Source organism: Rothia sp. SD9660Na (assembly GCF_030064065.1).
Taxonomy (GTDB): Bacteria; Actinomycetota; Actinomycetes; order Actinomycetales; family Micrococcaceae; genus Rothia.
In genome coordinates this window covers 2,274,783-2,300,780 of the sequence record NZ_CP125946.1, presented here as the reverse complement: position 1 = coordinate 2,300,780, position 25,998 = coordinate 2,274,783, and the positions used below count along the sequence as shown (strand labels likewise).

Here is a 25,998-nt window from a genome sequence, read left to right as displayed (position 1 = left end):
TTTAGGTTCCATTATGCTCCTTAAGCCCAGCTAATGCCGGAATCTGAGATGCAGAACTGCACACCGGCGTCCGCCCCCTCATCTCACTCAAGGGGACCGCAAAACCTCAAAAGGACCGCATATTATGCGGTCCTTTTGAAGAAAACAGGTCCCCTCGGGGGTATGCCGAGGGGCAGGTGGACGCTAGGCGCCGGGGCGGGGTGCGTCCGTGTTGTCGGTGAAGACGTCGGGGATGCCGTCCTGGTTCTCGTCCACGGTCTCCTTGAGGGCAACCTGCTTGTAGTGCTTGTTGCGGATCGACAGGATGATGGCACCCAGCAGAGCAGCGGTAACCGAAGCGGTCAAAATCGCGACCTTAGCGGCGTCGTTGTAGTCAGAGCCCAGGCCGAAGGACAGCTCGGCGATCAACAGGGAGACGGTGAAGCCGATACCGGCCAGGGTAGCCACGCCGATAACGTCGATCCAGGCGATATCGGGGTCGAGGTTGGCCCGGCGCAGACGGGTAACCAGCCAGGTGGAAGCAGTAATACCGATCATCTTGCCGAAAATTAGGGCCAGAATAATGCCGTAGGCAATCGGCTCGGTGACCGCATCCACGAAGCCCTGGAAGCCGCCGATAGCGACGCCTGCTGAGAAGAAGGCGAAGACGGGGACGCAGAAACCGGCGGAGAAGGGGCGCACACGGTGCTCCATAACCTCGGCCAGGCCGTGGTGGGCGTCCGCTGCTTCGGTGCGCTTGTTCTTGCGCACGGGAATCATGAAGGCCAGGATGACGCCGGCGATGGTGGCATGAATACCGGAGTTCAGGAAGAGTACCCAGACCACAAAACCGATGGGTAGCAGGATGAACCAGGACGCGGCGGGCGAGAGGTGGAAGAGCTTCTCACCCTTGCGCGCTACCAGGGCGTAGAGGGCAATCGGGATAATCGAGAGCGCCAGGTAGCCGATCTGTAGGTCAGAGGTGTAGAAGAGGGCGATGATGGTGATAGCGATGAGGTCATCGACCACGGCCAGGGTCAGCAGGAAGGTGCGCAGGGCAGAGGGCAGGTGGGAGCCAATGACGGCGAGGACGGCCACAGCGAAAGCGATGTCGGTCGCCGCGGGAATAGCCCATCCACCCAGTGCCTCGGAGCTGCTGTTGAGGTTGACCAGTACGTAGATGATAGCGGGCAGGGCAACGCCGCCTGCCGCTGCCACGATGGGCACCAGGGCCTTGCCGGGGTTGCGCAGGTCGCCCTCGACGAATTCTTTTTTGAGTTCTAGACCGACCAGGAAGAAGAAGACCGCTAGCAGGCCGTCCGCTGCCCAGTGGCCGATGGAGAGCTTGAGGTGCAGACCCCAGAAGTCTGCGCCCAGGTAGGTATCACGCAGGCCGAAGTAGTGCTCGGCGGCCGCTGAGTTAGCAAAGATGAGGGCGAGGACGGTGGCAACCAGCAGGATGATGCCGCCGGTGGATTCCTTCGAAAGAATCTCTGAAATGCGCTGCGATTCCTTGTAGGAGCCGCGCGACAGGACGGTGTTTTCTGATGACATAAACGCTCTTTGAGGTCGATGAGTAACGATAAACCGCCTACTCACTGGCCGCTTCTGAAGGGGGGCGGGGCGGACGCCTGTAGCGCCGCGGGTGCCTACCTTCAGGTGGGGAGGTGGTGAGTTGGGCGGGCCGACCAGTCTTCCCGGCACACCTTAGTAACCTAGCTTATCAAATAAAGGGGATGCTAGGGGAAATTTAGGGGCTGAGAGCAAGTTTTGGCAGCGAGTCATGCTAGCAAAGAAGGGGTTTGAGGGGCATCTCTCGGTAGCCAGAAGCAAAAACTAACCCTAAATAATCGATATGTTTCGCAAAACGCGCCAACATGGCTGCACCAGAAGCAGAAACCCTTTCGAAAGAAACTTAAACTAGGTGTAGACAACCACCAATCCTCCCCATTGCACCGACCAGAGGAACCATGAGCGAAGAAATCCCCGCAGCCGCCACCGATACCGCCCGATGGCTGACTGAAGAAGAGCGCGAAGGCTGGCTCTTCATCTCATCCATCATGTTCAACCTGCCCGGCCAACTCGAGAGTCAGCTACAGAAGGACTCTGGTCTTAGCTTCGTTGAGTACATGGTGCTCGCTATGCTCTCGGAGTCCCCCCAGCATAAGCTCACCATGACCGATCTGGCCCGCCGGACCAACACCCTGCTGCCCCGCCTCTCACGCGTGGTAACCCGCCTGGAGAAAAACAACTTTGTGGAACGCCGTATCTGGGCCAAGGACCGCCGCGTCTCTATCTGCCACCTGCTGCCCGGTGGTCTAGCCAAGGTGCAGGAGGCTGCTCCCGGCCACGTTGAAGCCGTCCGCCGTATTATCTTTGACCAGCTCAACGCCCGCCAGGTGAAGTCCCTGGCCAAGATTGGCGAGTCTGTCTTGGGAGATAAACCCAGCGAAATTATCAATGTTCGCAACGTTGAACTCTTCGACGAAGAATAGGTCACCTGCGGGGCACCCTGCCCTGTTTGATGTCAAAGACTCCTGGACCTCCGCCCCTTACCTAGATCAAGGGGCGGAGGTCTTTTTATCCACAGGTTTTATCCCCAGCAAAAAGCGGACGCAGCCAGCAGGCGTGCTGATTTAAGGCTGGTTACAGGGGGTTTTGGGGCAACTTTGGACGCTTTTTCACTTTTTATCCCCACCTGTGGATAAGCCTGTGAACAATATCCACTTAAAAGGTGGAAAAACCACCAGCCCTGTGGGTAAGGGCAGTAGAAAGCCCTTAAAACTCGCAGTTTTAGGCCTTAGAAACAGGTTCTCCACAGGTTTTATCCACACCCGTGGATAAGTGACACTGATGTGATTTTCGAACAACACCGGTGTATTTTCGAAAGACTAACCCCCGAATTACCCCATTCTACCGAGCATTCCCTCGAACATCTTCGAAACTCCCACCCGCGTAATTCGAATATCCCCAGCTTTATCCCCATCTGTGGATAACCTTCCCGTCCCTTAAGTGGAAAACTGTGGAAAACCCGCCGCCGGCGTCCGCCTGCCCCGTTTCAGACCGTTTTGCCCAGGGCTAAACAAGGGGACTTATCAAGTAACCTCCCGTGACCCCGTGCTCCCCAGTGTGTAGAGTTAAACCCAGAAAGACCCAAAGAAGGGCCTTCAACGAAAGGAATAACCATGTCAGAAAAGTACGTTCTGCCTGAACTCGACTACGACTACGCAGCCCTCGAGCCCCACATCTCAGCTCGCATCATGGAGCTGCACCACTCCAAGCACCACGCAACCTACGTCGGCGGCGCCAACACCGCTCTTGAAAAGATGGAAGAAGCCCGCGAAAAGGGCGACTTCGCCAACATCGGCAAGCTCTCCAAGGACCTGGCCTTCAACCTGGGCGGCCACACCAACCACTCCATCTTCTGGAAGAACCTCTCACCCGAGGGTGGCGACAAGCCCGTCGGTGAACTGGCAGCAGCAATCGATAACGACTTCGGCTCCTTCGACGGCTTCCGCGCCCACTTCGAGAATGTAGCCCTCACCATCCAGGGCTCCGGCTGGGCCATCCTGGCCTGGGATACCGTTGGAAAGCGCCTCGTCATCGAGCAGCTCTACGATCAGCAGGGCAACATCTCCGTCGCCCTGATTCCCGTCCTGCAGCTGGACATGTGGGAGCACGCCTTCTACCTCGACTACCAGAACGTCAAGGGCGACTACGTCAAGGCCTTCTGGAACATCGTTAACTGGGAAGACGTCGCAGCCCGATTCGACCGCGCTGTTTCCCAGACCAAGGGCCTCATCATTCCTGAAGCCTAAACCCCTCGCACCCCGCGCGTAGAAATAAAGCCGGGTGCCGGCGTCCGCTCCGATGAGAGAAGGGCGCTGGCACCCGGCTTTCTGCGGCCTCTTCGGCAGTGACGCCGAACCGGTCAGTACCGCCACGCCCAGCGCGACAGATGAAACTCCGGTAGCCCGCGTCCTGCGCGTAATCGACGCCGGCACTCTCAGCATGGAGCGCGATGGCACCACCATCACCGTGGACCTACTTGGTCTCGTCACCCCGCAGGGTAAACACGAGAATGAGAACATGTGCTGCCTGGCCCCCGAAGCCGAACGAGAAAGACTAGAACGCGAAAAAGCAGAAAAGGACGCCGCCCCTCGCCCTCCTGCCTACAGGCACGGAGGTGAGGGGCGGCGTCCGCTACGTTCAACCGTTGTCTAGGAACCCGGGCGTACCGGAATAGCCTCTGCCTCAGCCTTCTTCTGCTGGTTCACGCTGGTACCGGTTTCAGGGTAGAAATCATCACCCAGGAGCGAGCGGAGTTCATTCAGCTGTGTGTTTACAGCATCTAGGGTCACAATTGACCCCACCCATTGAGCAGGGGCTTTAGTCTGGTCTTCTAAGCTTCTATAGAGCTCAGAGGCATTTTGGTAGATGGTCTGGCGTTCAGCTTCACGTTGGCTCTGTTCTACCGGTGCTTCGGCTGACGTGTCTACTTCCCAGCTTTTAGCATCTTCTACAGCTGTTTTTTGTGCTTGAATCTGAGCGGGAATCGTGCACTCGATATCCCTGGAGTATAGGCCTATACCCTCGTTGGCGGCGTCCTGCTGGGCCTGAGAAATCTCGCCGTAGAACTCATCTGCGCTGGTAGTAAACGTGGTGGCAACCATGCCGGCCCGCGCCATATCCCGGTTGATAAAAGCATCACCCGCATACACCGCAGCCTCAACATAGCCGGTCGCCCCGCGCTGGGACTCATCAAAATTCAGAGTCACCTGGCCACCCTCGGGCAGCTTCTCCGCAAGAAGAGCCTTGGACTCATCGATGAGACAAGTGCTTGATAAAGCAATGCCATTGCTCGAAGGAGCCGCGGTGTTGATTAACCGAACTTCTTTCTCAGCTCCATCGATATTGGCGGTAAATGTGTTAGCGGACTCCACGGAAACTACAGTGGCGGTCATGCCATCGGTGTATGTAATGGTGGGGTTCGCTTCAGGGGTTGCTTCTGTGGATGAGCCGCATGCAGATAAAGCGAGCACAGTGACTGCTACTAAGGGCGCTAGACGCTTCATAAATTTTATTTCCCCTGTTCGGCATGATAGGCGGCCTCGCGGTACATACCCAGAGGGCCCTGGTCCGCAAAGGCGCGCGAGTGGTTGTAGCGGTAAAGGCGCGGCGGGCGGTGACGGGTACCCTCAACACGCTTACCTGTATCAATAATAGACTTGGACGCCGCAATCTGACGGCGGAAGTTCGCCGGGTCAAGCGCCCGACCTAAAATCGCCTCATAGACCTCACGCAGCTGGGCGAGCGTAAACTCCTCACCCAAGAAGGAGTGAGCGATACGGGAGTACTCCACCTTATTCTGCAGACGGTAGAGGGCATACTCAACAATCTCGTTGTGGTCAAAGGCCAGGATAGGGAGCTCGTCAATCGGGAACCAGCGGATATTCTCGTGCACCCGGGTTCGGTTCACCTCGGTCTGGGGGATCGATGCCCAATAAATCACCGACACCACACGCTCATGCCGATCTTCCTCAGCAGGAACAGGCAGAGAGCCACCCTCACGCATAATCTTGTAATCCGGGGTGCGGTGCACATCGCCAAAAGCATAGAGCTGCTCAAGATACCCCGGCACCAGGCCGGTCGCCCGCTGAAGGGTATAACCAGCCGCCTCCTCAAGAGACATATCGGGCTGCAGCGGGCCACCCGGCAGAGCCCACTGGCCCTTATAGGGCTCACGCAAGCGACGCACCAGCGGCAGCCACAGCGAATGGTGAGACTCGCTCTCCTTACGTCGCAGAGCCAAAATCACGGTAGAAACAGCAAGCGAAACCGAGGTATGGTCGGCGTCAAGATGCTCGTCGTGGTGGGCCTGGGCGGCGTTCGGCAAAGTCATATGGCTCCCCGGTCGTAGGCAGTAAAAATCAGGACGCCCCACGGCGACCTCTACACCCATTCTAGTCAATCGGTTAAGAGATAACCCCCGCCCAACACCCCGGGCACAAGGCCGGGAGCAAAAACAAGGACGCCGGCAGGCAGCAACCTACCCACCGGCGTCCTGGTGCGGGGAAAGCTACGAAATCTAAATTTTCAGCTCTCCCATTTCCTCCCAGTCGTTGCCGTCGATCGTGCGTGAAATAATCTTGGGGGTCTCGGTTAGCCAGGGCTTCATAGCCTCCAGCCCCTTGGCAAAGTGGTCTGACTCTACGTGAGCTGCCGCAGCGTCGTCCTCAAAAGCCTCAATCAGAACAACCTCGTTGGGGTCCTCAACACTCAGCGACCACTCAAACCACTTGTTGCCCGGCTCAGCGCGGGTAGCCTCGGTGAACTCGCGGGTAGCGGCCAAAAAGCCCTCGCGGTCGCCGTCCTTAACCTGGTACTTCACAACAATGAAAATCATGTTTTCTCCCAATGTGTACTTACTTCTCAACTTCATCCTAGGCAGAGTAGCCGTACCTTGTCAGTAATTAAGTTATGAGCGATGTCTACAAGCAGAAGAGAAATTTTCTTTCCCAAATGAAAATTTTTCATTCCTTTATGTAAAAAATAGTATACACTTAACCCAGGTTGACACGTTGGAGTTCACATATGACAACAGAAACCGCAACCAATATGGTTCGGAAATTTAGGCGATGGCAAGAAATCTCGCAGGCGGACCTTGCGTCCCGCGTTGGTGTTTCAAGGCAAACAATCGCAAATATTGAGAAGGGTAACTACTCCCCATCTGTACATCTTGCCTTAGCAATTTGCCGGGTTTTGGGGAGGACAGTAGAAGAGGTTTTTGACCCTGAAATGGAGGATTCATGAGTTTTAACGAAAAAATTTTGAACGACTACGACGAGTCAGTGGATGACGAGTATGAACGTGAGGTGTTATATAGGGCAACTGCGATTTCTTACGCCTGGACTATGAACCTGATGTTTGTGGCGTCTGCTGTCCTAGCTTGGGTATTGCCTGAGATGTATTCGATGTGGGCAGTAATGCCCATGGGGGTACTAATTTTCGCTATGGCGGTGAGAGACTCATGGTTGCGTAAACGTGTGCCATCCCCTCGTCCGACACAGCACTCTTTATGGAAGCTTCTGACAGTTATCGTATCGGTCACGGTCGTGGGTGGTATTTACTGGAATACCTTAGACGTCGTGGACCATGACTTTTCTCGCGGGCTACTGGTTGGAGGCGCTATTGGAATAGTGGTGTTTTTGGTCCTATCAAGCAAAATTTCTGCTCATCAACGCCAGAGAGATCGCGAACGTCTCGACGCTCAGCTAGGTGAAGAGTAAACAGGTTCCTGCTTGGGGCTAGTACTTACCATACTCGCTATGCAGAGGGCGAACTCCCCTGCAAAAGATGCCCCCGGAAAAGTGCATGTGCCTGTCACTTTTTAACGGGATCTTGCACTTTTCAGGGGGAAGCGGCCGTGAAGTACCCGACTAGCTGCCCAGCAGAGCAGGAACCCGGCAATCATGGTCAGCACGATGACGCCGCCGGTAGGCAGGTTGAAAGCCCAGGAAAGATAAAGCCCCACCGTGGATGTCACCGCCCCGAAGGCCGGTGCACAGACCATCATGCGCCCCAGGGTAGAACAGAGCAGACGGGCGCTCGCCGCCGGAACCACCAGCAGGGCCAGCACCAGCACATTGCCCAGGGTCTGAAGGGAAATCACAACAGATACGGTGACCACCACATAGAGCAAGATATCCAGGGCCAGCACCGGCAGACCCGCAGCTTTGGCGCTCTCCTTATCGAGCGACACCGCCACAATTTCCTTATGGAAGAGCCCCAACACAAGCGCCAGTACAGCCGCAATGCCCGCCGCCTGGGCGACGTCCGCCCCCGAAATACCCACAATGGAACCGAACAAAAAGTCCTGCACCGACCCCGAGTAGCCAGGCGCCAGGGAAATAATGGTGATACCCAGGGCGAAGGACCCGGCAAAGAAAATACCGATGACCGAGTCCTCTTTGAGCTTCTGGTTCTGGCTAAAAATCGCTACCAAAATAGCGGTGATGACGCCTGCCACCAGGCCACCCACCACCAGTGACCCGCCCACCACAAAGGCAACCGCCAGGCCGGGGAAGACGGAGTGGGCAACAGCGTCACCGATGAAAACCATGCCGCGCATGACCACATGGCAGCCCACCAGTCCGGTAATCAGGGAGGCAAGGACGACCGCCGCCAGCGCTCGCGCCAAGAAAGCCAGGTTGGGGTTGAAAAGGTCTTGGATAAATTCGTAAGGAGTAATCATAGGGCTCGTTCACACCCTTCGTGCTGCCCGTGCAGGAAGGCGTAGAGTTCTTCGATGCTGTGCTGCTGGGCGGGGACGTCCACGGCGAGGTGGCCGCGCACCCCGACAATGCGGGAGCACCAGGTACGGGCGGCGACCATGTCGTGGGTGGACATCAGAATGGTCATGCCCTCGGCGGCTAGCGCCCGATAGAGGCGGTTGAGGGAGTCCTGGGTGGGGGCGTCCACGCCGGTGAAGGGTTCGTCGAGAAGTAAGAGTTTGGGTGCGGACGCCAGGGCGCGGGCCAGCAGGACCCGCTGCTTTTGCCCGCCGGAGAGTTCGCCCACTGGCCGGTCTTTGAGACCGGTCAGCTCTGCCTTGTTAAGGGCGGAGTAGACCGCCTGCCAGTCGGCGCGTCGGGGGCGGCGGAACCAGCCGATGGTGCGGGTGCGCCCGCTCATGACGACGTTTTCGACGGTGATGGGGAAGTCCCACTGGAAGAGGTGTTTTTGGGGCACGTAGCCGATGTGGGTGCGGGCTTTGAGGGGCGGTTCGCCGAGAATATCGATGCGCCCCTGAGTGCTCGGCACGAGCCCGAGCAGGGAGCGCAGCAGGGTGGTTTTACCTGCGCCGTTTGCCCCGATCAGCCCGACAAATTCGCCGGGGTGCAGGGTTAGGTTGAGGCCGGTGAGGACGGGCCGCCCCGGGTAGCCTGCGTGCAGGTCGGTGATGGTGACGGTGGGGGCGGACGCCACTGCGCCGGTTTCTTGGACGGGGGCAGGTGAGGCGGCAGTCATGCCCTGCCCCCGGTGAAGTCTTTGAAGGCTTCAGCCTTAGCGGCTGCGGAGCGGCGGGCTAGGAGAACACCACCGACGATGAGGGCCAGGAGGACCGCGCCACCACCGGCTATGAGGCCAACCGGCAGGGGTGAGCCGCTATTCCCTGTTTCACTGTTCGTGCTTGAGCCGCTAGCTGCTGCGGTGGAGGATGCCTCGGTTGCCTGGGCGCTCGCGTCATGGTCTTTCTCCTGGCTCTCGTCCCCTGTGCTGCCCTTGTCAACTGCCCCGAGGGCGTCCGCCCCGGCAAAGACCTGCTCGTTAGTCACGGTCGAGCCGACGGCGAAGAGCAGGCGGGCGGTGTCGCTGACGACGGTGCCGTCGGCCAGCTCAGCGTGGGCGCGCACGGTCAGGTAGTAGGCGCCGGGGGCGGTGAAGACCCAGTTGGCGTGAGTGTGCACGTTGGGCTCAACGAAGATGTCCTGGGGGTCGGTGGTATCGGAGGTCCACAGCACTTCCGGCGCCCCGAAGGTGCCGTTTTCCAGGTACATGGAGAACCCGCCGGGGCCCTCTACCGCCTCAAGGGTGAAGGTAACGCCGCGACCCAGGCGTTCCACCACCTGGGGGTTCTGGGTGTTCCAGCCGGGCCAGACCACCCCGGCCAGTTCGGTCTGCGGAATCACGTAGACCTGCTCCCCGGGGGAGGCCTGCACAAAGGAGTAGCGGGGGTCATCGGGCACGGCCATCATGGCGGTGTCGTTACCGCGCAGCACCACCTCGGCAGGGTCGCGCCAGACCGGCTCGGCGGTTGAATCGTCGCGGAACATGAGTTCCCAGGAACCCTCAACGAAGGCCGGGCCCATATCGACGTGCCCGGCGGCAATCTCGTGCTGGCCGCTAACGACCGGCTCGTCGGGTGAGAGGGTTTGCTCCAGGGCGCGCTCTTCGGCGCTCTTGTTCTCTTCGGCCGCGTAGGCTGCGGGGGCCAGCGCGGACGCCGGCACCAGCAGGGCTGCCAGGGCCAGGGTGGTAGTGAATCGGGGAGAGACTTTCATGGAAATCCTTGTCCTAGGTGGAACAGTCGGTAATGGCCTGCGCGTTGGCCAGCATCATCTGGGAGTAGCTGGGGGCATCTGTATCGAGGGAGTCGGAGTAGAGCTCGCAGACCCGCACCCCGGTCTCCTTGCCTACCTGCTGGAGCACCGGCGTCCTGTTCATCGACCCGCGCTCAGTGTAGAGGGCGGGCACGGCCAGGTCGTTGATGGTGCGGCGTAGGCGCTCGCGCTGCTGGATGCTGGGTTCTACGCCCGCGCCGGGGGAGACGTACCCGGCGACGGTGAGCCTGTAGGTTGAGGCTAGGTAGCGGTAGCCGTCGTGGGTGGTGACCAGGTTCTTGGCGGTGTCGGGGAGCTGGCCGTAGATGCGGTGGAGTTCCCGGTCGGTATCTTCCAGTTCGGTGAGCAGGGCTTCGGTGTTTGCCCGGTAGGTGGCTGCCCCGGCGGGGTCGGCGGCAGTGAGGCTGTCGCGTATGAGCTGGGCAGCGGCCATGGCGTTGGGTACCGAGTGCCAGATGTGGGGGTCGATTTCCCCGTGGACGTGCTTGCCCAGCACCGCCTGGGCCAGCAGGTAGACCTGGTCGCCGGGCTTGCCGAGGAAGCGGTACTGGGGCCCGGCGGGGAGCTCCTGCAGGGTGCGGGAAGGTACCGCAATGACGGTGCTGGCGGGATCGTATTCGGTGACCTGCCCGTCGGAGTCGGTGCGAATCACCAAGCGGCCGGTGTCGAGCTGGGCGGTGAGGTCGGCATGCCCGGCATCGAGGACGGTGACGGGCTGGCCGGTGGCCTCCTGTAGGGCGCGCGCCTGGATGTCGGGTGAGACGCCGACGGCAAAGTGCACGGTGGTTGGGCGGACGTCGGTGAGGCCGTCCAGGGTCGCGCCGTCAGCGCCGCGGGCCTGAGCTTCAAGCTCCAGGGAGTATATACCTGGTTGAGTATATGCCCATGAGAGATGGGTATGGGCCTGAAGGGGAAGGGAGGTTTCCCCCAGGTTTCCCGCCGACCTGTCGCCGTCGGCACCGGAGTCCGCCACCTTCTCAACCGACCCAAAGGCGCCGGTAATAAAGGCGGCCAGCTGGCCCGGCCCGCTGGCGGCAGTGGCCCTGAAGGTGACCGAGGTATCGCGACCCAGGTCGGCATCGCGCGGGGCGCCGGAAGTGCGCAGGCCCAGCCAGATGGAGTCGAGGGAGGCATCCTCAACAATCGGAATCAGGCTGCCCCCGTAGCTCTCAATCTCTTCGGCAACCGCCACCGAAAGCGCCCCCTCGGGCAGGTTGGCGTCAACCATGCGTACCAGCTTCTGCTGCTCCAACAGCAGGCCGTTGGTGAAGGCTACGTCGGCGTAGGCTACGTCGCGAACATCGCGCAGGGAGGGCTCGTAGGTGTGGGGGTCAGCCCCGGCTGGTACCAGGGAGGTCACCTGGGCCCTGTCCCCGGCAACGGCCGAGGCCAGGTCGGCCAATATAGGGGTGGAAGCCACCACCTGCAGGCCCTCCTGGCTCCGCTCCCCTGCACTGCCACAGCCGGTAAGGGCTATCAGGGCGGTCAGTAGGAGTGGGGCCCAGCGGTGAATGCGGCTAGGCTGCACGGCGGGCAGAACGGCGACGGACAAAGAGCAGGACGCCCGCCCCGGCCAGCAGGGCCAGGCCACCGGCTGCGGCGAGGGTGCCAGCCGATGAGGTGCCGGTGTAGGCCAGCTCGCCCCGGGCTGAAGCCTGCTGGGCCTTGGCGAGTTCGTCCTCGCTCAGGGTGCAGTCGCGCCCATCGGCGGTCTTACCCACAATGCGCACCTGGGAGCCGTCGGGTCGAGTGACCAGGCCGGTGGCACTATCGACAGAGCCCTGCCCACCACCTGCGGGGGCCTTGGAACTAGAGCCGCTACCGGCGTCCTGCTGCTGGGGCTGCTGTTCAGCCCGAGCAATATCACCTACCTCAAAATTCAGGGTGCCGCTGGCCGAAACCTGCCCGCCGCTCTTGAGCGGCACAGACCAGGTGAGGGTTGCGGAGTAGACGCCGGGGGTGGTGAAGACCCAGTTGGCGTGCTGGTGGGTGTTGAGCGGAACCGAGAAGGAGTCTCCCACCCCGTTAAAGACGGTGGTCCCAGCTGATCCAAAGTTGCCGGAGAGGAAGACCGACAGCCTACCCGGGCCCTGCAGGTCGGTCAGGGTGAGGGATGCTGGGCCGGAGGCCTGGGCAACGAGTTCAGGGTTCTGGGTGTTCCAGCCGACCCAGGGCACGGTGGCCTGCTGGGTTGCCCCAATCAGGTAGACCTCGGCACCTGCCGGGGCGATATGGCCCAGGCCGCCGGGCATGGTGGTCTTGGCGCTGTCACCCAGCACAAAGGTCAGGGCGCCGGGCTGCTTCCAGGTGGCGGGGGAGGTGCGGTCGTCCTTGACCTGGGCCGAGAGGCTGCCGCCGCTCAGTACCGCCCCGAAGTCGAAGTGGCCGCTGGTGGCTTTGTTGGTGCTTGTGTTGACGGCTTTTTGGATAGTGAAGGCGGGCTTATCCAGGGTACGCACGGACGCTCTGTTAGCCGTACCTGCCTCACCCTGCTGGGCCTGCTCGGCAGGTTTGACCAGCTCTTCGGTGGCCATGCACTGCTGGGGCGCGGTGCTCCCGCTACCGCCTGCCGCTGAGTGTTGCTGGGCGGGGTGCTGCTGAGCTGGGTTCTGGGCGGCCGGTGCCCGGTGAACCTGGTTACTGCTTCCCACAGCCGGGGCCGCATGCTGCTGGCTGGTCTGGGCGGTGGTGCTTTCCTGGGCACTGCCGGGGGCTGGCGCCGGGTTGAGGGGGGCGTAGGTAGGGGCCTGCTCCGGTGCGGCCGCCGCTGCTTCGGTTGTCTCTACCGGTGCAGGTGCACTGGGCTCGGGGCTAGTAGATGAAGGTGCCTCGGGCACCGCGCTAGGGGAGGGAGTGGCGGTCGGCTGGTCTAGCTCGGCCGACCCACCTAGTTTGGCGGGGAGCTGCCCCACCACAAAGGTGTAGGTCTGCTCGGTACTGACGGGGGTGCCGTCCGCCCGAGTGGCGCTGGCGCGGAAGGTGAGTTCGTAGGTGCCGGTGGCGGTGAAAGCCCAGTTGGCGTGCACATGGGAGCCAACCGGCTGCTGCAGGGCAGGCAGCTTCTCGCGGGAGCTAAAGACTCGCTCGGTGCCAAAGGGGGAGGACTGGAAAACATCAACCGCACCGCCCTCGGGAGCCTTGGTTTTTATGAGTTCTAGGGTCAGCTTGTCGCCGTATAGCTCACCGGGGTGGATCCCCTCGGTGTTCCAGCCGGGCCAGAGCACCCCGGCTACCTGGGTTTGGGGAGCTAACCAGATTGTTGAACCCTCAGGGCCCAAAAAATCGAACCCTGCGGGCACGCTGACCCTGGTTTCCGCACGGTCTTGCAGGTTGAAGACTGTCTGAGCGGGGTCCAGGCGGGTGCGCGGGGCACCGGGTAGGTCGGCGTAGGTGAAGAGGTCTAGCTGGCCGTCGGCTAGAGCCATGGCCAGGGCGTCGGTGTGCTCAACGGTGAGGATGGTGCGCGCCGCAGCTTCTTCGCCTACGGTGGGGGCTGCCTGGCTAGCGGTAGGGGTAGGACGCTCCTGCTCGGCTACTGCGGGTGAGGCGGTTAGGGGGCCTGTAAGCAGGGCCACGGAAAGGGCTGCGACCGAGAGGGCGCGGGGGAACTGGTTCATGGTGTGCTCTCTAGCTGTGTGTTGTTTGGCTTTTCTTGACACATAGGATATCGGTAATGATAATCATTCTCAAATTATGGGTGGTCTTCTCGCCACCCAACCCGCACATACTAGAAAGACCGCAATTCAGACCCAAGTCCGTCCGCCCCGGTGTAGCCGGAGCTGACCGTTAGCCCCGCGGCCCCGCCCAGCCCCTGCCCGACGCCCGCCAGGAGCAGATGATGGCCCCCGAGTTGGACTTCCTGGGTGAGGCCGGTAGCGAGTTATACGGTCTGCCCCAGACCCAGCAGGCCGGTATTTTCTGGCCCGGCTGGAACACTCAGGGCGTTGACTACGCCCAGCTGGCCGGACCGGTTACCCTGCACTTGGTGCCGGTTGAGGCTCCGGACGGTGCTACCAAGGGCGCCACCATCGACATTGATTTCGCTACCCACGCCCATGCTAACTGGGTCTTTACCGACCCCAGGGTCTACGGGTTCGACGTCTACTACAGCGCCCCGCTGCCCGAGGCAGGGAAGCAGGCGGACGGTGTCCGCGCGACTGGCGATGACGGTGCGGCTGGCACTGGGGGCGGGCGTCCTGACGCTGCGCCGCCGTCAGCGCTAACCCCCTTGCCGAATCTGCCCCCTTAGAAGTGCAACTGCCCTTCACTAAGTGACGGGCAGTTGCACTTTTAAGGTGGCACGTGCGCGAGCTCTTCTCTTGCGATTGTTCAACAATTGTGTAATCTATGTCTATGACCTAGCACGCACTATGACGGCCTCGTCGCGTGCTCCTACCCCCAAGGAGAGACATGGCAGACACAAACGCCCTGATCACCCCCAAAGACCAGGCCGCCAAGGGGCGCCGCACCACCCTACTCGGCTCCCTCTTCCTCATGGCCACCAGCGCCATCGGCCCCGGCTTCATCACCCAGACCGGCCAGTTCACCTACCAGATGGGCGCAGCCTTCGCCTTTGCGATTCTGGTGTCGATTCTCATTGACATCGCCGTGCAGCTTAATGTCTGGCGCGTCATTGGCGTCTCCGGCATGAAAGCCCAGGAACTTGCCAACTCCGTCCTTCCCGGTCTCGGCATCTTCCTCGCTATCCTGGTAGCCCTCGGCGGCTTCGTTTTCAACGTCGGTAACGTCGCAGGCGGCGGCCTGGGCCTCAACTCCATGCTCGGCATGGACGCCACCACCGGCGGTATCGTCACCGCCGTCCTCGCTATCGGCGTCTTCCTCTCCAAACGAGCCGGTGTAGCCCTGGATCGCATTGTCGTCGTCCTCGGTGCCGTCATGATTCTGGCAACCCTCTACGTTGCAATCGTCTCCAACCCGCCCGTCGGTGAGGCCCTCAAAAACACCGTCACTCCCAGTGAAGTGAACTTCACCGTTATTACCACCCTGGTTGGCGGCACCGTGGGCGGTTACATTACCTACGCCGGTGCCCACCGTATGCTGGACGCCGGTATCTCAGGTACCGAATACGTCAAGGACATCTCCCGCTCATCCGTCACCGGCATTATCATCACCGGTGTGATGCGCTTCCTGCTCTTCCTGGCAATTCTGGGCGTGGTAGCTACCGGCGTTGCCCTCGATACCGATAAGTCCATCGCCGGTCAGGCCTTCGGCATCGCAGCGGGTGACGTAGGAACCCGCCTCTTCGGTCTGATTCTCTGGGGAGCAGCTATCTCGTCGGTGATTGGCGCGGCCTTCACCTCGGTGTCCTTCCTGACCTCCTCCAAGACCTCCGTGACCGCCAAGAACGCCCTGACTATCGGCTTCATCGTGGTCTCAACCATTGTCTTCATCATTGCGGGTAAGGCCCCTGCCACCCTGCTGATTGTGGCAGGTGCCGTCAACGGTCTGATTCTGCCGGTCGGTTTTGCGGTTCTGCTGTTTGTGGCAACCTTCCGCGCCAAGACCCTGCTTAAGGGCTACGCCTACCCCGTCTGGCTGATTGTTATCGGTTGGGTCTCCTGGCTGCTAACCATCTACCTGGGGTACAAGTCCCTCAGCGGTATCGTCGCCCTCTGGGCCGGCTAAATTCCCGCGCCGGTACACAAGGACGCCCCCGCCCCGCCTTCCTACACGAAAGGCGGGGCGGGCGCGTCCTTACCCCTACTACAACCCCTGCGTGAAGTAGTTGCGGGACTCCGTCAGGTAGGTGCGCAGGTAGGCCCGGGCGGCCTCCCGCTGGCCTGACTCGACCAGGTTCAAGAGGTGGGCGTTGCGTTCTACATAGGGGGCGTGGAAGCCCGGCACCGTGACCTGCGAGAAGAAGAGCAGGCGCATTTCAGCCAGAATACGCGACATGGCCTGGGTCAGGCGGGCAGAGCCAGCATGATCGACGAGAGCTCGGTGGAAGTCCTGGTTAGCGCCGGCCATGCCTGTCACTGACCCGCGCGCCCGAGCCTCTTCAGCCCGTGCCAGGGCGCGGTGGGCATGAGGGATAGGGCCTGCTGGCGCTACATCGAGGGCGGCCGCCTGCACCGCCCACCGCTCAATAAAAAGATCGGCAACCTGCTGGGGGCCGGGGTTAGCCACAAAAACACCCCGGTTGGGGATGCGCTCAACCAGGTTCTGGGCTTCTAACAGCGTGAAAGCGGCCCGCAGGGTGTTGCGGGAAACCCCCAGGGTAGCTGCCAGGTGCTCTTCGGTGAGCTTGGACCCGGGAGTGAGGGCACCGGCGTCCATGGCGGTGCGCAGGGTCTCTGCTGCCCAGCCGGTCGCCTGGGCATGGCTCGGCCGGGTACGGGCGATATCAGCTAAAGACGGGGCAAGGTCGATGGTGGTGGTCTCGGGGTTCACCGTTTCATTCTACCGATGGGCTTAATGCCTAAGTACGGGGGTAGATGACCTACTGCTTACTCAAAGACCACCAGTACCTCGCCCGCGGTCAGGCGCTCGCCTACCTGGGTGGGAAGTTCTGCCACGGTGCCGGCGGCTTCAGCCAGCACCGGAACCTCAGTCTTCATGGCCTCCAGCAGGGCCACCTGGTCCCCGGCGGCTACCTCATCGCCCACGGCAACCGTGTACTTGAGCAGGGCCCCGCCCATGGGGGCCAGTACCTGCCCGGCACCTGCCTGCTCCTGCCCGCTGGCGGGGGTGGCGGCGTCCGCACCCGAACCCAAAGAAGCAAAAACCGAATCAGGCAGACCCACCCGGTGCGGGGTGCCGTCAATTTCCAGGGTGAAGCGGGTGATGCCGGTGCCCGGGAAGACGCTAGCACCCACCGGTAGCAGGGGCTGACGGTAGGACGCCTGCGCCCCGCCCCCAGCCTCGGGGCTGGCAGGGGTGGTGGCAGCGCCATCGCCCTGGGCGAGGGAGGGGAGGAAAGCGTCCTCAATCCAGGTGGTGTAGACCCCGAAATCTCCGCCCTCAGCGGTAAAGGCGGGTGCTTCAAGCACCTGCCGGTCAAAGGGCAATACGGTTGCCACCCCGGCGATATCCATCTGGGCCAGGGCGAAACGGGCCCGGCGCAGGGCCACCTCGCGGGTGGGGCCGGTGACAATCAGTTTGGCCAGCATGGAATCAAACTCGCCGCTGACCACAGAGCCCGGGCGCACCCCGGCGTCCCAGCGGATCCCAGGGCCAGAGGGCACGGCGATGGACTCAATGTGGCCAGCTGCGGGCAGGAAGCCCCGGGCCGGGTCCTCCGCATTGATGCGGAACTCAAAGGCGTGACCAACCGGCTCAGGAGTCTCGGTAAAGGGCAGGGGCTTGCCCGCCGCAATGTCGAGCTGCAGGGCCACCAGGTCAACCCCGGTGACCTCCTCAGTCACCGGGTGCTCCACCTGAATGCGGGTATTGACCTCCAGGAAGGAAATGGTGCCATCAAGGGCCACCATAAACTCGGCGGTACCCACCCCCACATACCCGGCAGCCCGGAAAATCTCAGCGGACGCACGCTCAATCTGGGCCCGCTGATCGTCGGTGAGGAAGGGGGCGGGAGCCTCCTCAATCAGCTTCTGATTACGGCGCTGGAGGGAGCAATCGCGGGTGCCTACCACCACCACATTACCGTGGGAATCAGCCGCCACCTGGGCCTCTACGTGGCGGGGCTTCTCTAGGAAACGCTCAATGAAGCACTCCCCGTTACCGAAGGCAGCTACAGCCTCGCGTGAAGCTGCGACGAAGGCGCCCTCCACCTCGCCCAGCTCCCGCACGATACGCATACCGCGCCCGCCGCCACCGTGGGCGGCCTTAATGATGGAGGGCAAACCGTGCTCCTGGGCAAAGGCGCGGGCCTCTTCGGGGGAGGCGACGGGGCCGTCCGACCCGGGGGCTAGGGGAGCTCCCACCGACTGGGCCAGCTCGCGGGCCTTGACCTTATCGCCCAGGGCCTCGATGGTCTCGGGGGCAGGGCCAATCCAGGTCAGCCCCGCAGCGATTACAGCGCGGGCAAAGTCGGCGTTCTCCGCCAAAAAACCGTAGCCGGGGTGCACGTCAGTAGCCCCCGAGGCCACCGCAATGGCTAGTACTTTCTCAATATCCAGGTAGGTTTCGGCAGGGCCGGTGCCCTCCAGGGCGTAGGCCTCATCGGCCAGGGCGGTGTGCAGGGCCTCGGCGTCCGAATCGGCGTAGACCGCCACCGACGCGATACCCTGGGCGGCGCAGGCGCCAATAATACGGACGGCAATTTCGCCACGGTTAGCAACGAGAACTTTACGCATGCGGGGGCTCACTTTTCGGTCGGGGTAGGGGCGGTCTGGGGGTCGGTTAGTAGGGTGAATCTTAGCTGGGTGCCGGGTGGGGCCTGGGCCAGGAGGCGCAGGTCAGCCGGGTGCACCGTGGCAATGACGGGGTAGCCGCCGGTCACCGGGTGATCGGCCAGGAAGACCACGGGCTCACCGCTCGGCGGCACCTGGATCGCCCCGGCCACCATACCCTCGCTGGGCAGCTCCCGGGTCACGGCCCGGGTGAGTACGTCGGTGGGCTGGGCTCCTGCGCCCCCGTCGGCTGGGGCATCTGCTAACAGGAGTCTGACCCCGATACGGTCACTGGACTGGGAGACCTCCCAAGTCACCTCGGCGAAGCGGTCTAGGGAGTCGGGCGTAAACCAGTCATCGCGGGGGCCGGGTAGGGCGCGAACCTCCAGCACCTTACCCGGTTCCGGCATGGGCAGGGCGGACGCCGGGTCAGCCACCACCGCTACCGGTGGGCTGGCAAGGAAGAGCTGCTCCCCGGCTGTCAGGGGCTTCGGACCCAGCCCGGCCAGGGTGTCGCGGGAGGCGCTTGCCGCCTCGGTTCTAGCGGCAAACCCTCCGCGCACCGCAAGATAGGTACGCAGACCGCGTGTGGGCGCCCCCAGGGTGAGGGTCTGCCCGGGCTTCAGGGCAAAGGGAGTGTAGGGGCGAACGGCCAGAGGGGTGTCTGTCGCCTGAGCTGCACCCTGCCCGGGCTCCGCAACCTGCCCGGTGGCGTCCTCGGCTATCTGCGCCGGAGTATCTGCCCCGGTCAGGGTCAACTCTACGTCGACCAGGGCGGTTACTTTCAGCCCGCCAGCCAGGTTCTCAAGAACGGTTGCACCCGCGCTATTACCGACCAAACGGTTAGCTTCTGCTGCCGCTTCCCGGTCGGCAGGTCCTGAAGGGGAAACACCCCAGTGGGTCAGCCCTGCTCTACCGGAATCCTGGAAGAGGGTCTGTAATCCCGGAGCCTTCACCTGAAGTACGGGGCGGGCCGATGCTTGCTCGTCCTCGGCGGGGTGGGCGGGGTCGTCCTGAACCCCTGCCTGACCTGCTGTAATGAGCTCACGCACCGCCTCGAACTGCACCTGCATACCGGGCTCCAGCAGGGCGGGCGGGTTCTGGGCGAGGTTCCAGAGGGGGGCGTTCGTGTGGCCAATGAGCTGCCAACCGCCGGGGGAGGTACGCGGGTAAATACCCGAAAAATCACCGGCCAGACCAACAGCACCAGAAGGAACCGAGGTGCGCGGGGTGGGGCGACGCGGAACATCCAGCACATTATCGTGCCGGTGCAGGTAGAAGAAGCCCGGGGCGAAACCCGCAAAAGCAACCGACCAGTGGCCGGTCGTGTGGGCGTAGATGACTGCCTGCTCACTCATGCCCAGGTGGGCGGCGACGTCCGCGAGGTCCTGGCCGTCGTAGACCACCGGGATGGTGACCGTGCGACCGTGGGTGCGTACGTCTCCGGACGCCTGCGGCAGGTTGGGTGCCGCAAGAAAGGCAGCGGCGTGCTCGGCAGCAGCAAAGCGGACGAGCACAGTCTGGGCTGCCGGGACCAGTTCGGTCTGCCCCACGGCAGGGTGTTGCTGCAGGTGGCCGTGCAGGTGCAGGGCGTTTTCGAGGGTGCGGCAGTCAACCATAACGGCTAGTAGGCCGAAGGGCTTGACCGTGTAGATGTCGGCTGCGTGCCCGTTAGCGGTGAGCCTGCCGGGTATCTGTGCGGTGGCCATGGCGCCCCTCTCTGCCTGGTTATGCTGAACGGCCTGTCGGTGGTTGGAGAAAACGAAGAGCCCTCAACCACTACTCAGGATTGTTCAACAATTCTGGCAGATGTGGCGACGCCCACGCAAGCTGTGCCCCCTTGTGACTGTTCTCTTTGGCGAATGCGACTTACTTTCCCGAGCGGGTGTTGTTTTAACGCCCTTTCGGGAAGACGAGTCACATTCAGTGGTGAGGCCATTTCTGGAATGCTCTGTGCCGGGGTAAACGCCGCTCAACGGCTCTATCTCTGTGGATAACTTTGACTCACTGGCGTCATACTTCTCGCCCTGAGCAAACTACTGCAGTTAGGCGCCAAACTTATCCACAGATAGTAGAAACAGGCTAGTAGAGACGTGCTGTATAGGGCATTTTTAACCCATGGAACACCTGTTTGATACTGTCAAAACTTCGGTTGAGCTTAGACACCTGGGTAAGAGCACTTCCGGCGTAAGCCGTGAATGCGCTAGGGGAGAGCTCTTCAAGGTTGCTCATAATGCTTATATAAAGACAGCTCTGTGGGAGTCACTGAGCAATGCTGATAGGTGTTTAGCCGGGCATGTGGCTTTCATGAAAACAAATCGGGGGTATGTGTTAAGCCATGTGTCTGCAGCTCTCTGGTGGGGTGCCCCTGTGCTGCGGTTACCGCACAAAATATGGGTGAGCCATCCGCGCGATTCAGTCAAATCTCGAGGGCGGGTGCAGGTCAGCCGCAATCGACAGAAGGAATGCGACAGTGCGGTGTTCCATCGGGGAGCCCGTGTGACACCACCGCCTGACTTTTTGTGGGAGAAAGAGCGGGTCATTTTAGAAGTTGATGGCAAGGTCAAGTATGCGGGTACTTTTGGTGAGGCTGCAGAGGACGTGGTTCAGAACGAGCGCCGCCGTCAGCACGAATTAGAGAGCATGGGGTATACCGTGGTGCGCGCTTTATGGGAGGACATTGTGGTGCACCCTGAGCGTCTGCGCGCAAAGCTGGCGAGGGCTGGAGTTTGTGAAGGGCCCCGCCGCCGAATGTGACTTGAATTCCCGAACGGGCGTTAAAGCAACACCCGCTCGGGAAAACACGTCGCATTCAGCAGGGCAGTGGGGGCAGGACGCCGCCGCCCGCCTCCCTAGGCGAAGGCGCGGACGTCCGCCCCGGCGTCCTCAAGCGCTGCCCGCACCTGCTGGGCGATGGCGACAGCCCCGGGGGTGTCGCCGTGAACGCAGATGCTATCGGCCTGCAAAGGAACAACCGACCCATCAACAGCTACCACCTCGCGGTCCACCGCCATGCGCACCACACGCTCGGCGACAGCCTGCGGGTCGTGAATCACGGCACCGGCCTTGCGGCGGGACACCAGGGTACCCTCAGGGGTGTAACCGCGGTCGGCAAAAGCCTCATAGAACACCGGAACACCCAGCGCCTGCGCCTCCCGGGCAACAGCTGAATTGGGCAGGCAGAGAATCGGCAGATCCCCCAGCTCGTGCAGGGCACGGGCCACGGCAGCAGCCTGCACCTCGTGGTGAACAATAGCGTTGTAGAGACCGCCGTGGGGCTTACAGTAGCGCACCTCGGCGCCCTCAACCCGGGCTACCGCCTCAAGTGCCCCCACCTGGTAGATCACCGCGTCGGTGAGTTCGGTGGCGGTCATGTCCATGAACCGGCGGCCAAAACCAGCCAGGTCAGGGTAAGAAACGTGGGCTCCAATCGTCACGCCGTTCTCGTGCGCCGCCCGCACGGTGGTGCGCGCTACCGAGGGGTCACCCGCGTGGAAACCGCAGGCGATATTGGCTGAAGAGACGGTCTGCATCATTGCAGCGTCGTCGCCCATGGTCCAGGAGCCAAAGGACTCCCCAGAATCAGAATTCACATCAATATGTAGGGTGCTCATGGCACTAGCCTACCGCTGCCGCCCCCTGCCGGGCGCACCGGCTGGGGCGCGGACGTCCGCCGCACCTGGGCGGGCATGTTCCCTGGGCGGGGTAAGGGGGCTAGAATTGCTGAGGTCTACAAAGGAGTGCGCATGACACACGCTACCGACCCCCGCCGGGTCACCCTCTACACCTGGATTATCTCGGTGGGCGGCTTTCTCTTCGGCTATGACACCGGAATTATTAACGGCGCCCTTCCCTTCTTGCAGCAGGACTTTACCCTGTCGCCTGCGGCGGAGGGGGTGGCGACGTCCGCGCTGACCCTGGGTGCCGCTTTCGGCGCGCTCCTTGCCGGGCAGTTGATTGACCGGTTCGGACGCCGTCGCGTGCTTTTCGTGCTGGCTTTGGTTTTTGCTGCCAGCTCCCTGGGCCTTACCGCTGCCCCTAACCTGGGTATTTTTATTGTCTTCCGCGTGCTGGTGGGCCTGGCGGTCGGTGCTGCCTCGGCGGTTGTGCCGATTTATCTGGCGGAAATTTCTCCCGCCAACCGCCGCGGTGCGATTGTCACCCGCAACCAGTTCATGATTGTCTTTGGCCAGCTCACTGCCTACGTGGTCAACGCGATGATTGGCAATATTTTTGCTCATCAGGTGATGATTTGGCGGGTCATGTTCGCTATCTCAATCATTCCTGCGCTGGTGCTTTTTATGGGTATGTTCCTGGTGCCCGAATCGCCGGGCTATAAGCGGGAGGCTGCAGCCGAGCGCGGTGCCCTGAAGCTGCTCTGGCGCGACCCGGCTCTGCGCACCACCCTGTTGCTGGCTGCGGCTATTGGTATTGTGCAGCAGGCTACCGGCGTCAACGCCCTCATGTATTACGGCACCCAGGTGCTGCGCGAGGCTGGCTTTTCCACCGACGCGGCTCTGACCGCCAACATCTCCAACGGTGTGCTGTCGGTGCTGGGTGCAGCTGTTGGTCTCTGGTTCGTAGGACGCTTCCCCCGCCGCCTGGTGCTGACTATCGGCCTGGTAGGCACTACCTTCTCCCTGGCTATGCTGGCCGTGACCTCGCAGGTGCTGGACGCCGCCGCCCGCCCCTGGGCCACCCTCTTGATTTCTATTATTTTCTTGGTTTTCCAGCAGGGCGCCGTATCGCCGGTGACCTGGGTGCTCATGAGCGAAGTCTTCCCCGCCCGCGTGCGCGGCGGTGGCATGGGCGTGGCTACCTTTGTCTCCTGGATCGCTAACTTTACGGTCTCCCTTTTCTTCCCGCAGATGGTGGCAGCCCTTGGCCTAGGCATGACGTTTACGGTCTTCGCCGTCATTGGTATTGGCCTGATTACCTTCACGCGCGCCGCGGTACCCGAAACCGCCGGCCGCGATATGGACTAGCCGCCTGGCATCCGTCCGCCCTACTACCCTAAGGAACCCTATGGCTCGCCCCGACTATGGTATTGGCCCGCTGGCCCACGCCCTGGCTACCGACTTTGGCTACGATTTTGAGTACGACGCCCCGGCTGAGGTCGATGGTCTCTGGCTAGAGACCGCCGAACTTGAGAAGACCTACATCGATCTGACCGGCCGCGTCTTTACTCTGCTGCTGAACATTTTTTATATTGGGGACGAGCGCCGCTACGGCTTCGCTCTCTTTGAGCTTGAGGACGCCGCGGAGCCGGGTTCTGAGACCGGTGCGGACGCTGGTGAGCAGCTGGTGCTGCAGGAGGACGGCTTGGCGAGTGCGGCTGACCTGAAAGCCCGGGTAGCTGATGTGCTGGCTGACTCTGCCCAGCTGCTGGCCGAGCAGGACGCCTACGACCTGGGTGAGGCCATCCGGACTGTTGATGCTACCTATACCCCGGAGCAGCAGGCGGCTATTCTTGAGAGTTCGCAGGCGCAGAAGGGGACGTCTTTCTTTGCATAGTAGCTGCCTGTCAGAGCCATGAGAAACGCGTATGTTTGAGAAAGCGAGCCGATTGGCTCGCTTTCTCTCGTTAAAGTATTGGGCTTACGCAACAGGTTCCGTGGCTCCATTAGAAAACTGGGTGGTTTGTGGGGTGAGCGTGGGGAGGGGCGGCTAATCTATCAAAGTATTCCACCTATGTGAAATTTTGATAGATTAGACAGCCTGTTAATCTGCCAAAATCTCCCAGGTGAGTGAAATTTTGATAGATTATATACCCCTTTAATCTATCAAAATTCTTGTAAGTGGGCGTAAACTGATAGGAACCCGAAAACCTTACATGGAGGCAGGTATGAAACACTCAGCTCGTATTCAGCTAGAGGAAGCTGTCGAAGGTATCTTTGCATCTTACCAGCAGGGGTATCTAACAAAGACTTGGGAGAGTCAAACTATTGATTTCAAGGAAGAAGCAGGGCGCCGTAATGGCCGAGAAATACTTCCAGGTAATGCAGAGAACCCTGAGGCTGCAACAAAGTTAGCTGATGAGGTGGCCTGTCTTGCAAATTCTCCTGGTGGCGGTGCTCTCATACTGGGTGTGGAAGACGGAACTGGCAAGCTAATTGGCACTGAACTTGATGTTGATTGGTTGCGTCAGCGCATCAACAATGCTGTTCAGGTAGCTCCGGATATCGTTGTGCATACTATTTCTGGTATTCGTTTGCTTGTTATATATGTTGCTCAGGCGCGTGAGCCTGTTGCGGATACCAGCGATAGACTCCGTTGGAGGGTAGGCGACAGCTGCAGCCCCATCGACCGTGCGGAATGGTGGCAGTATATTGATTCCACACGAACTGTAGATACCATGGCGGAGAAAAGCGCAGCTGGCCCTCAGGACGTAGGTGCGGGTACAGAGCGTGTTCTAAGGAATCTTCTGGGTAGTGAAGATGCCGAGAGCCTCGATCAAATTTTGCGGAAGATCGGCGCGCTTCGTTCCGATGGCTATCTTTCAGAAGCCGGTCGGCTTTTACTGTGTGCGTCAGAGAGAAGCTACCTTAACTTCACTGCCTTTGATGTTACCGGTGGGTCCATTCTCAATAGGGTTGAGGCGCCTCTTGGGTACTCTCTCCTTGAGCAAATCAATTTTATTGAGGAAACCATTAAAAATTTCAATACCCAGACGGAATTGACCGTGGGTCTTATGCGTCAAGGGCATAGGCGTATTCCTCAGTCTGCTGTGCGTGAGGCGTTACTTAACGGGGTGGTTCATCGAGATTGGAATAGATCTGAGCCCACGGAGATTCGATGGGTTGACCTTGACTTTTCTTTGCTTGTGAGAAGTCCTGGTGGGTTTTTTGGGTCTGTGAATGCAAGCAATGTTTTGAGTAATCGGGAGGCCCGTTACCCGGCTCTCTCTGACCTGTTTCGCGCTATTGGTTTGGTGGAAAAACAGGGCGTGGGTGTGGACCGTATGTACCAGTCCATGATGATGCTGGGTTTGAGGCGCCCTGAGATTTATGACGTTGAAGGTGCATATGTGGAGTGCCTGCTGATTGGCGGGCAGCCCACCATAGCTGTGCTGGAATTATTTGAGTCTATCCTCCCTGAACCGAGACGGTATGACCTTAAGGTGACGATGGTGCTTGACCTGTTGATGCGGCATGCTTTTGTTTCGGTTGCGTCGGTTGCTGAGGCACTTCAGTGTTCTGAAGCAGAGGGGGAGCTGGCATTGAGGGCTACTTTGCAAAGCACCTTTGAAGGAGAACCGCTGATTCAGGCCTACAAGGAGACATGGATTCTGGGTAAGAAGGTCGGGCGGTTCCTTGCCGGTAACGTAGGAAGAGATTTCTCTCCTCTAGTTCCATACCTAATGAAGGACAGGGGGAAGATGAAGCGAGTTGCCTTGGACTGGCGAGAGAACTTTGGTGCTGTTACATCCGGTGATATGGCCGAAATTTGCCGGGTTGCTGTGGGTACCGCTAAGTCAGTTCTCGAGGAGCTTCGTGAAGAAGGCACCATGGTACTTGTTGGCCAGGGGCGGACGACGCGTTACGAGTAGTTAGTTTTCTGTTGGGGCCTGTCTGACCCCCTCC

Annotated in this window: 24 protein-coding genes; 11 read left to right on the top strand and 13 right to left on the bottom strand. The window is 60.8% G+C overall.

Going from position 1 to position 25,998, the window contains the following annotated elements; translation table 11 throughout:
- Nucleotides 1-183 precede the first annotated feature (183 nt).
- Nucleotides 184-1,533: a Na+/H+ antiporter NhaA gene (nhaA, locus tag QM007_RS10670; RefSeq protein ID WP_283489945.1), complete on the bottom strand. Its 1,350-nt coding sequence runs from the start codon at nucleotides 1,531-1,533 to the stop codon at nucleotides 184-186.
- Nucleotides 1,534-1,949: 416 nt separating this feature from the next.
- Between nhaA and QM007_RS10665 the strand changes: the two genes are divergently transcribed.
- From QM007_RS10665 to QM007_RS10655, 3 genes are all read left to right on the top strand, one after another.
- Complete coding sequence (locus QM007_RS10665) at nucleotides 1,950-2,474, top strand: MarR family winged helix-turn-helix transcriptional regulator (protein WP_283489944.1); 525 nt, start codon at nucleotides 1,950-1,952, stop codon at nucleotides 2,472-2,474.
- Nucleotides 2,475-3,164: 690 nt separating this feature from the next.
- Nucleotides 3,165-3,797, top strand: a complete 633-nt coding sequence (locus QM007_RS10660) for a superoxide dismutase (protein WP_135012588.1) — start codon at nucleotides 3,165-3,167, stop codon at nucleotides 3,795-3,797.
- Nucleotides 3,798-3,849: 52 nt separating this feature from the next.
- Nucleotides 3,850-4,203: a hypothetical protein gene (locus tag QM007_RS10655; RefSeq protein ID WP_283489943.1), complete on the top strand. Its 354-nt coding sequence runs from the start codon at nucleotides 3,850-3,852 to the stop codon at nucleotides 4,201-4,203.
- Here the strand turns inward: QM007_RS10655 and QM007_RS10650 are convergent.
- From QM007_RS10650 to QM007_RS10640, 3 genes are all read right to left on the bottom strand, one after another.
- Nucleotides 4,200-4,943 (bottom strand): thermonuclease family protein, encoded by a 744-nt coding sequence (locus tag QM007_RS10650; protein ID WP_283489942.1) that lies wholly within the window; start codon nucleotides 4,941-4,943, stop codon nucleotides 4,200-4,202. The two genes, QM007_RS10655 and QM007_RS10650, sit on opposite strands and share 4 nt — an antisense overlap.
- Before the next feature lie 116 nt (nucleotides 4,944-5,059).
- Complete coding sequence (locus QM007_RS10645) at nucleotides 5,060-5,881, bottom strand: NUDIX hydrolase (RefSeq protein WP_283489941.1); 822 nt, start codon at nucleotides 5,879-5,881, stop codon at nucleotides 5,060-5,062.
- 186 nt (nucleotides 5,882-6,067) lie between these two features.
- Nucleotides 6,068-6,385, bottom strand: coding sequence for a putative quinol monooxygenase (locus QM007_RS10640; RefSeq protein ID WP_283489940.1), 318 nt, complete (start codon nucleotides 6,383-6,385; stop codon nucleotides 6,068-6,070).
- Nucleotides 6,386-6,573: 188 nt separating this feature from the next.
- Here QM007_RS10640 and QM007_RS10635 point away from each other — a divergent pair, with 188 nt between their 5' ends.
- Both QM007_RS10635 and QM007_RS10630 read left to right on the top strand, forming a co-directional pair.
- Nucleotides 6,574-6,792 carry a helix-turn-helix transcriptional regulator gene (locus QM007_RS10635; RefSeq protein WP_283489939.1) on the top strand — a complete coding sequence of 73 codons (219 nt, stop codon included), beginning with the start codon at nucleotides 6,574-6,576 and terminating at the stop codon, nucleotides 6,790-6,792.
- Nucleotides 6,789-7,268 (top strand): hypothetical protein, encoded by a 480-nt coding sequence (locus QM007_RS10630; RefSeq protein WP_283489938.1) that lies wholly within the window; start codon nucleotides 6,789-6,791, stop codon nucleotides 7,266-7,268. Before QM007_RS10635 ends, QM007_RS10630 begins: the two co-directional genes overlap by 4 nt.
- Before the next feature lie 101 nt (nucleotides 7,269-7,369).
- On the opposite strand, the gene QM007_RS10625 is transcribed toward QM007_RS10630, so the two are convergent.
- From QM007_RS10625 to QM007_RS10605, 5 genes are read right to left on the bottom strand one after another with little or no spacing between them, the layout of a single operon-like run.
- Nucleotides 7,370-8,233 carry an anchored repeat-type ABC transporter permease subunit gene (locus QM007_RS10625; RefSeq protein WP_283489937.1) on the bottom strand — a complete coding sequence of 288 codons (864 nt, stop codon included), beginning with the start codon at nucleotides 8,231-8,233 and terminating at the stop codon, nucleotides 7,370-7,372.
- The gene (locus QM007_RS10620; protein ID WP_283489936.1) at nucleotides 8,230-9,009 is read right to left on the bottom strand and encodes an anchored repeat-type ABC transporter ATP-binding subunit; all 780 of its coding nucleotides are present in this window, start codon (nucleotides 9,007-9,009) and stop codon (nucleotides 8,230-8,232) included. The genes QM007_RS10625 and QM007_RS10620 overlap by 4 nt, the downstream gene beginning before the upstream one ends.
- Nucleotides 9,006-10,043 (bottom strand): choice-of-anchor M domain-containing protein, encoded by a 1,038-nt coding sequence (locus QM007_RS10615; RefSeq protein WP_283489935.1) that lies wholly within the window; start codon nucleotides 10,041-10,043, stop codon nucleotides 9,006-9,008. Before QM007_RS10615 ends, QM007_RS10620 begins: the two co-directional genes overlap by 4 nt.
- Before the next feature lie 13 nt (nucleotides 10,044-10,056).
- Nucleotides 10,057-11,655: an anchored repeat ABC transporter, substrate-binding protein gene (locus QM007_RS10610; protein ID WP_283489934.1), complete on the bottom strand. Its 1,599-nt coding sequence runs from the start codon at nucleotides 11,653-11,655 to the stop codon at nucleotides 10,057-10,059.
- A complete protein-coding gene (locus tag QM007_RS10605) occupies nucleotides 11,621-13,720 on the bottom strand; it encodes a TIGR03773 family transporter-associated surface protein (protein WP_283489933.1) in 2,100 nt (699 codons plus the stop codon). Before QM007_RS10605 ends, QM007_RS10610 begins: the two co-directional genes overlap by 35 nt.
- Before the next feature lie 218 nt (nucleotides 13,721-13,938).
- Here QM007_RS10605 and QM007_RS10600 point away from each other — a divergent pair, with 218 nt between their 5' ends.
- Complete coding sequence (locus QM007_RS10600; protein ID WP_283489932.1) at nucleotides 13,939-14,352, top strand: choice-of-anchor M domain-containing protein; 414 nt, start codon at nucleotides 13,939-13,941, stop codon at nucleotides 14,350-14,352.
- Nucleotides 14,353-14,513: 161 nt separating this feature from the next.
- The gene (locus tag QM007_RS10595) at nucleotides 14,514-15,749 is read left to right on the top strand and encodes an NRAMP family divalent metal transporter (protein ID WP_283489931.1); all 1,236 of its coding nucleotides are present in this window, start codon (nucleotides 14,514-14,516) and stop codon (nucleotides 15,747-15,749) included.
- A gap of 78 nt (nucleotides 15,750-15,827) precedes the next feature.
- Here the strand turns inward: QM007_RS10595 and QM007_RS10590 are convergent, their stop codons facing one another.
- Genes QM007_RS10590 through QM007_RS10580 form a run of 3 tightly spaced genes read right to left on the bottom strand, consistent with a single transcriptional unit; the run spans nucleotide 15,828 to nucleotide 20,124 of the window.
- Entirely contained in the window at nucleotides 15,828-16,514 is a 687-nt protein-coding gene (locus QM007_RS10590; protein WP_283489930.1) for a GntR family transcriptional regulator, read from the bottom strand.
- Nucleotides 16,515-16,570: 56 nt separating this feature from the next.
- A complete protein-coding gene (locus QM007_RS10585) occupies nucleotides 16,571-18,379 on the bottom strand; it encodes an acetyl/propionyl/methylcrotonyl-CoA carboxylase subunit alpha (protein ID WP_283489929.1) in 1,809 nt (602 codons plus the stop codon).
- Nucleotides 18,380-18,387: 8 nt separating this feature from the next.
- Nucleotides 18,388-20,124: a 5-oxoprolinase subunit B/C family protein gene (locus tag QM007_RS10580; RefSeq protein WP_283489928.1), complete on the bottom strand. Its 1,737-nt coding sequence runs from the start codon at nucleotides 20,122-20,124 to the stop codon at nucleotides 18,388-18,390.
- A 409-nt stretch (nucleotides 20,125-20,533) separates the two neighbouring features.
- On the opposite strand from QM007_RS10580, the gene QM007_RS10575 reads away from it, so the two are divergent.
- Nucleotides 20,534-21,172, top strand: a complete 639-nt coding sequence (locus tag QM007_RS10575; RefSeq protein ID WP_283489927.1) for a DUF559 domain-containing protein — start codon at nucleotides 20,534-20,536, stop codon at nucleotides 21,170-21,172.
- 95 nt (nucleotides 21,173-21,267) lie between these two features.
- Here QM007_RS10575 and QM007_RS10570 read toward each other — a convergent pair whose 3' ends face one another.
- Nucleotides 21,268-22,029 (bottom strand): LamB/YcsF family protein, encoded by a 762-nt coding sequence (locus QM007_RS10570; protein WP_283489926.1) that lies wholly within the window; start codon nucleotides 22,027-22,029, stop codon nucleotides 21,268-21,270.
- A 132-nt stretch (nucleotides 22,030-22,161) separates the two neighbouring features.
- On the opposite strand from QM007_RS10570, the gene QM007_RS10565 reads away from it, so the two are divergent.
- From QM007_RS10565 to QM007_RS10555, 3 genes are all read left to right on the top strand, one after another.
- Entirely contained in the window at nucleotides 22,162-23,400 is a 1,239-nt protein-coding gene (locus QM007_RS10565) for an MFS transporter (RefSeq protein ID WP_283489925.1), read from the top strand.
- Nucleotides 23,401-23,440: 40 nt separating this feature from the next.
- Nucleotides 23,441-23,929, top strand: coding sequence for a hypothetical protein (locus tag QM007_RS10560; RefSeq protein WP_283489924.1), 489 nt, complete (start codon nucleotides 23,441-23,443; stop codon nucleotides 23,927-23,929).
- A 331-nt stretch (nucleotides 23,930-24,260) separates the two neighbouring features.
- Nucleotides 24,261-25,964: a DUF5635 domain-containing protein gene (locus QM007_RS10555; protein WP_283489923.1), complete on the top strand. Its 1,704-nt coding sequence runs from the start codon at nucleotides 24,261-24,263 to the stop codon at nucleotides 25,962-25,964.
- Nucleotides 25,965-25,998 lie beyond the last annotated feature (34 nt).

Bases quoted from the DNA above. Each gene is read 5' to 3' on its own strand.
- QM007_RS10655 (WP_283489943.1), top strand. From the start codon at position 3,850: ATGAGAGAAGGGCGCTGGCACCCGGCTTTCTGCGGCCTCTTCGGCAGT.
- QM007_RS10650 (WP_283489942.1), bottom strand. From the start codon at position 4,943: ATGACCGCCACTGTAGTTTCCGTGGAGTCCGCTAACACATTTACCGCC.
- QM007_RS10630 (WP_283489938.1), top strand. From the start codon at position 6,789: ATGAGTTTTAACGAAAAAATTTTGAACGACTACGACGAGTCAGTGGAT.
- QM007_RS10660 (WP_135012588.1), top strand. From the start codon at position 3,165: ATGTCAGAAAAGTACGTTCTGCCTGAACTCGACTACGACTACGCAGCC.
- QM007_RS10595 (WP_283489931.1), top strand. From the start codon at position 14,514: ATGGCAGACACAAACGCCCTGATCACCCCCAAAGACCAGGCCGCCAAG.
- QM007_RS10615 (WP_283489935.1), bottom strand. From the start codon at position 10,043: ATGAAAGTCTCTCCCCGATTCACTACCACCCTGGCCCTGGCAGCCCTG.
- nhaA (WP_283489945.1), bottom strand. From the start codon at position 1,533: ATGTCATCAGAAAACACCGTCCTGTCGCGCGGCTCCTACAAGGAATCG.
- QM007_RS10580 (WP_283489928.1), bottom strand. From the start codon at position 20,124: ATGGCCACCGCACAGATACCCGGCAGGCTCACCGCTAACGGGCACGCA.
- QM007_RS10645 (WP_283489941.1), bottom strand. From the start codon at position 5,881: ATGACTTTGCCGAACGCCGCCCAGGCCCACCACGACGAGCATCTTGAC.
- QM007_RS10585 (WP_283489929.1), bottom strand. From the start codon at position 18,379: ATGCGTAAAGTTCTCGTTGCTAACCGTGGCGAAATTGCCGTCCGTATT.
- QM007_RS10635 (WP_283489939.1), top strand. From the start codon at position 6,574: ATGACAACAGAAACCGCAACCAATATGGTTCGGAAATTTAGGCGATGG.
- QM007_RS10575 (WP_283489927.1), top strand. From the start codon at position 20,534: ATGGAACACCTGTTTGATACTGTCAAAACTTCGGTTGAGCTTAGACAC.
- QM007_RS10565 (WP_283489925.1), top strand. From the start codon at position 22,162: ATGACACACGCTACCGACCCCCGCCGGGTCACCCTCTACACCTGGATT.
- QM007_RS10625 (WP_283489937.1), bottom strand. From the start codon at position 8,233: ATGATTACTCCTTACGAATTTATCCAAGACCTTTTCAACCCCAACCTG.
- QM007_RS10555 (WP_283489923.1), top strand. From the start codon at position 24,261: ATGAAACACTCAGCTCGTATTCAGCTAGAGGAAGCTGTCGAAGGTATC.
- QM007_RS10620 (WP_283489936.1), bottom strand. From the start codon at position 9,009: ATGACTGCCGCCTCACCTGCCCCCGTCCAAGAAACCGGCGCAGTGGCG.
- QM007_RS10605 (WP_283489933.1), bottom strand. From the start codon at position 13,720: ATGAACCAGTTCCCCCGCGCCCTCTCGGTCGCAGCCCTTTCCGTGGCC.
- QM007_RS10600 (WP_283489932.1), top strand. From the start codon at position 13,939: ATGATGGCCCCCGAGTTGGACTTCCTGGGTGAGGCCGGTAGCGAGTTA.
- QM007_RS10665 (WP_283489944.1), top strand. From the start codon at position 1,950: ATGAGCGAAGAAATCCCCGCAGCCGCCACCGATACCGCCCGATGGCTG.
- QM007_RS10640 (WP_283489940.1), bottom strand. From the start codon at position 6,385: ATGATTTTCATTGTTGTGAAGTACCAGGTTAAGGACGGCGACCGCGAG.
- QM007_RS10560 (WP_283489924.1), top strand. From the start codon at position 23,441: ATGGCTCGCCCCGACTATGGTATTGGCCCGCTGGCCCACGCCCTGGCT.
- QM007_RS10570 (WP_283489926.1), bottom strand. From the start codon at position 22,029: ATGAGCACCCTACATATTGATGTGAATTCTGATTCTGGGGAGTCCTTT.